At 59.8% G+C, this 3939-nt stretch carries 3 protein-coding genes and 2 pseudogenes; 1 reads left to right on the top strand and 4 read right to left on the bottom strand.

Going from position 1 to position 3939, the window contains the following annotated elements:
- Positions 1-252 precede the first annotated feature (252 nt).
- The 4 genes and pseudogenes from AV929_RS22955 to AV929_RS10530 form a co-directional block, all read right to left on the bottom strand.
- Positions 253-780, bottom strand: a complete 528-nt coding sequence (locus tag AV929_RS22955; protein WP_369802654.1) for a hypothetical protein — start codon at positions 778-780, stop codon at positions 253-255.
- Positions 777-1454: pseudogene (locus tag AV929_RS10540) on the bottom strand (hypothetical protein); the annotation flags it as partial. The pseudogene AV929_RS10540 and the gene AV929_RS22955, both read right to left, overlap by 4 nt.
- Before the next feature lie 60 nt (positions 1455-1514).
- A complete protein-coding gene (locus tag AV929_RS10535) occupies positions 1515-2360 on the bottom strand; it encodes a DUF6884 domain-containing protein (RefSeq protein ID WP_064288226.1) in 846 nt (281 codons plus the stop codon).
- A 355-nt stretch (positions 2361-2715) separates the two neighbouring features.
- On the bottom strand, positions 2716-3657 hold the full coding sequence (locus AV929_RS10530) for a DUF6610 family protein (RefSeq protein ID WP_064288225.1): 942 nt from the start codon (positions 3655-3657) through the stop codon (positions 2716-2718).
- A 100-nt stretch (positions 3658-3757) separates the two neighbouring features.
- On the opposite strand from AV929_RS10530, the pseudogene AV929_RS10525 reads away from it, so the two are divergent.
- Positions 3758-3939, top strand: a pseudogene (locus tag AV929_RS10525) (HNH endonuclease); the annotation flags it as partial.

Genomic DNA, 3939 nt, shown 5'->3' with positions numbered 1-3939 from the left:
AGGGTTTGGGGGAACTATCACCGAATGAGGGTTTCAACAAGGCCCCGCTCAATAAGACTGCGGGTTGAAAAAGGCATAAAATTTACATATAGAAACCACTCATATAATAGTGTCCAGTGATGAGGGCTGAAGGTGCTAAACTGGAAGCTAGCACCCCTGCTGAAAAAATGTCGCGGGGGGCCACTGGACACTCATTCATCTGTACTGCTCATTAGCGGACCAGACCTACCGGTTCCGTGGAACTACCGCCGGCTACCCAGTCCACCCGCCGATCTCGACCTGTATACTGTCTGCTGAAGCATCGCCTGCTGTCCTCCCACCAGAGTCAAACGGGGGCTCGACGAGATGCGGCACTCCGTCGTCGTATGTCCGGTCAGGACGTTTCACACAGTCGACCGGCAGGATAGGGCTACATTCACTACAAGAGTGCGTTGCCCCGCCGAAGCCGTTGATACTCACCGACCAGGAGATGATACTTGCGAGCCGATACGTCTCCGCTGCTGGCCGGCGAGTGCTGGCGGTCCGGCACCCTACAGCTCCACAGACATCGCAGGTGACGAGATGGTCTCGATCTGCCTCGTGGAAGAGCGAAGCGGCCTGCTCAACGTTATCGCGGTCCTGAAGCGCACACTCCCGACAAATCGTGAATCGAAACACGCCGTCTTCTCGGTCCACTTCGTCGGGCCACCGGACATACGTGTACGCTTCGCCGGAGATATCAGCCCTCACCCCACAGAATCGACAGCACTCAGCCGTTGCCTCGGGCTGGACGTCGGTCACTGAGACCACCGTGCAAGTGTTGACTGCTCGCGAGCAGTGTCCACGGGACAGAGAAAGCGCCACTTGTAGCGCTCACGAATCGGCTTGTCCTCGCGGTTGCTTGCCTGCCCTGGTTCGCGGTAGCCCGTGCAGGTCCAGCCCTTGTCTTGCAGCGCCCGAACCATCGCTCCATCGTAGTCCGAGCGAACCCACGTTAACAAGAAGCGAGTGTCACGGTCGTCAGCCTGCAAGAATCGCTCCTGTGAGCGGGCCAGCGCTGCCGACGCGAGGTTCGGCATCCGAACGCCCATGCAGATACGCGCGGCCTCGACGAGCGAGTCACCGGATACCACTTCGCTGTCAACGACTGGCGTGTCCGCCGACGGAAGCACCTGGCGGGCAGTCGCTCGAATCTCCGCTGGAAGGCTCTCGATCTCGACTGGTTCAGGACAGAGCTGGCCGTCGACGCCGTACCGGATTCGCTTCTTCGAGATCAGTGGATACCGGTACGTGATAGCCCCGACTAGCGAGTCCTGAAAGTACAGCCCGTGGTGAGCGAGGTTGACCGATGGCAGTGACCCCATGTAGGAGTGATGCGCCTCGTAGACGGCGGCTGCGGTCTCTCTGTCGATTGGCTCCACGGCGACATGATTGGCAAATCGAATCCCGAGGGGTGCGGTGAACGGGTCGCCGTTGGNNTAACCAACAGAAGCGATGAGTGTTGGTTAACACAGTCGGTATCGCGGGTTTGCACGCTATCCACCCTGTTCTCCTTCCCCGCCGTCGGTCGCAAGACTCGTTTGTCTCGTGGCAAGGAACCGTTCGGGGACGTTCTCGAATGCATCCAGCCCTGCCTGCTCAGTCCCCTCGACGTCGACGCCACTGTGGCCTGTTTGCCACGTAGCAGAGTCACGCTCGAAGCCCCCGTCAAAGGCCGAAAGTTCTGATCGTCGGGCTGGAGCCGCTGCCGACGAGAGTTCTTCGGCCCGGTCTGAAAGCCAGCCCATCTGGTCGAACATCCCGTCGAAGTCACGCTCTTGGAAGGGGAAGCGAACTGTTGCTTTCGGCGGAAGGGCAGTGTACGTCTCTCGTCCAGTCCGAATCGCAGTTGGCCGTCCGTCGAAGATACCGCGCTCACGCAGCGCGTCGACGTAGTCGCTGCCGGCCAGAACAACCAACTCCCGGCAGGGGGACTCCTGCTGATCGGCAGCGTATGGCCGCCGGAGCCAATCGCCCAGCGATGAGTGGACACGGAGCGCCCAGCGGTCAAGGCTGGTTTCGACCTGTTCCCCTGACGGCAGCCGATAATTGGCTTCTCCCTCGATGGGTTCGCCGCGCAGGTCCTCGATAGTCGTATCATACGGAGCGACCGTCTGCCGGGGCATCAAGATCCCGTGTTCTGCAGAGAGAACCGCCCAAGTGTTCGCTCGTCGGTCAGCGGTTCGAGCCCACTGGACAGCCGCCTCAGCACACGACCGCTTGACCGCGAAGTACGACGAAGTATAGAGGTCACGAGCCTCAGCTGGATCGTCGGTTTTCGCGTCGCCACATCCGATGAGTACGAAGCGGCCACGAGTCCGCTCAGTCTGAGTGGTAGTCATCTGTCTCCCTCATCCAGAGAGGGAGTCAGAAAATCAGGAGCCAGAATCAGTAGTTGTGACCGTCTGGCAGCGCTTCGGGCAGATGTGCTTCTGGGTGGTCCGAAGGTGCGTCAAGTACCTCGGGCATGATTTTGTCTGGATCCAAAATTGCACGGTAGTTCTTCCGGACTGGCGTGGCATTCCGTCCGCATCCGGAACATTCTCTCGTACCGTCGTTTCCGTAGTCTCGCGCTTTCGTGCAACCGCAATTTGGGCAACTGTACTGTGGTGCTGTCTCCTGTGACGGTTTCGTGCTCACTGGTACTCCCTCGTCCTACGGGGAGTCACAAAACTCTCTGAGACGACACGTTCGGCTCTAGCCGTGAACTTCACTGGGAGTAAGTCCTGCCCGGTATTCCACTCTGTCTCGCTCGTGTTGGCTCCGGTACGCGAGCGTCTGTCCGTTCTCGTACTCAACAACAATCGCATCCTCAAGGCCACTCACAGTTGCTCTCGAACCGTCAGCAGCCCAGACGGGGTCCATCGGTTCCGCTGTTAGCGGGCTCCGGTTTTTCTCCACGGTGGGCCACACACCCCGCGATTTCCAGTATGACCGGATGTGTCGCAGGCTCTCTCGAACCGTCTCCCGGATCGAGAGGTGGTCCGCACTCCCGTAGCCGTGTGGCGAAAAATACTCGCCGTGAAGTGCCGCAAGGTGAACCCCGTTCCAGTCGACGCCAACGATATCGGCTGGCTCCTCGCCAGTCACACGCGGCTGTGTTAGCTCCTCGATCACTGGATACTGCTTCGTCGGACTTGCCCCCAGCAGATGCACGCGCCGCCCCCGCCAGTCTATAATGTCCGTGTACTCGTCGGCTGTCTGGTCGGAGTAGCCCATCGGATAGCCCAAGATGATGTCGTCGTCGATCACGTCGATTGCGTCGCGGCACTTCGGGACGATAATGGCCTCTGTCCCCGGAAACTTCCGTTTCAGCTCCCGTGCGGCTTGGTTGTACCGGCGCGCCTCCTGCTGGTCGTATGCGTCGCCAAGCATCCCGACCGATGGCTCGTACTGCTCGAAGCGCTCGATATACTGGTCAAGGTCAGGATTCCGAAAGTCGTTGTCTAGAATCTCAATCGGGACGTCGACGTTCCGCAGTTTGGACTGGTAGGTGTAGTCCTCGCGAACGCCGACGGCGAATCCAAGCCGGTAAGCATCGATTACGAAGGGCTCGCGATGGAGGAACCCGATATACTCAGCCTGCTGTGCATCGCCGACAGCCGCCGCTGACCAAGAGTGTCGAGCCTCAGAAGACATGGAAAACACCGAGCGCACCGACCGGCGCGCCCAGCTGGCAGGCGCGGCACAAAACGACCCCGCGCCTTAAATACGGAGACGGGTGGAAGTGTCGAGTAGAATGAAGGAAGGTATCGAATCGCAGTACGACGACCCTGACAGCTACCGGGGCGACTACCCACCAGACTGGGCGTACCGGATCGTCTTCCGGAAGCAGTTGGACAACAACACTTGCACCAACTGCGGGACGCAGTTCCCTGCGGAGGATTTGGAGGTCGTGCGACGAATCCCCGCCGAGAACGG

The sequence above is a fragment of the Haloarcula sp. K1 genome (genome assembly GCF_001647155.1).
Lineage (GTDB): Archaea > Halobacteriota > Halobacteria > Halobacteriales > Haloarculaceae > Haloarcula > Haloarcula hispanica.
Note: the sequence above shows the minus strand (reverse complement) of the source record. Positions and strands in the feature narration are given on the sequence as shown.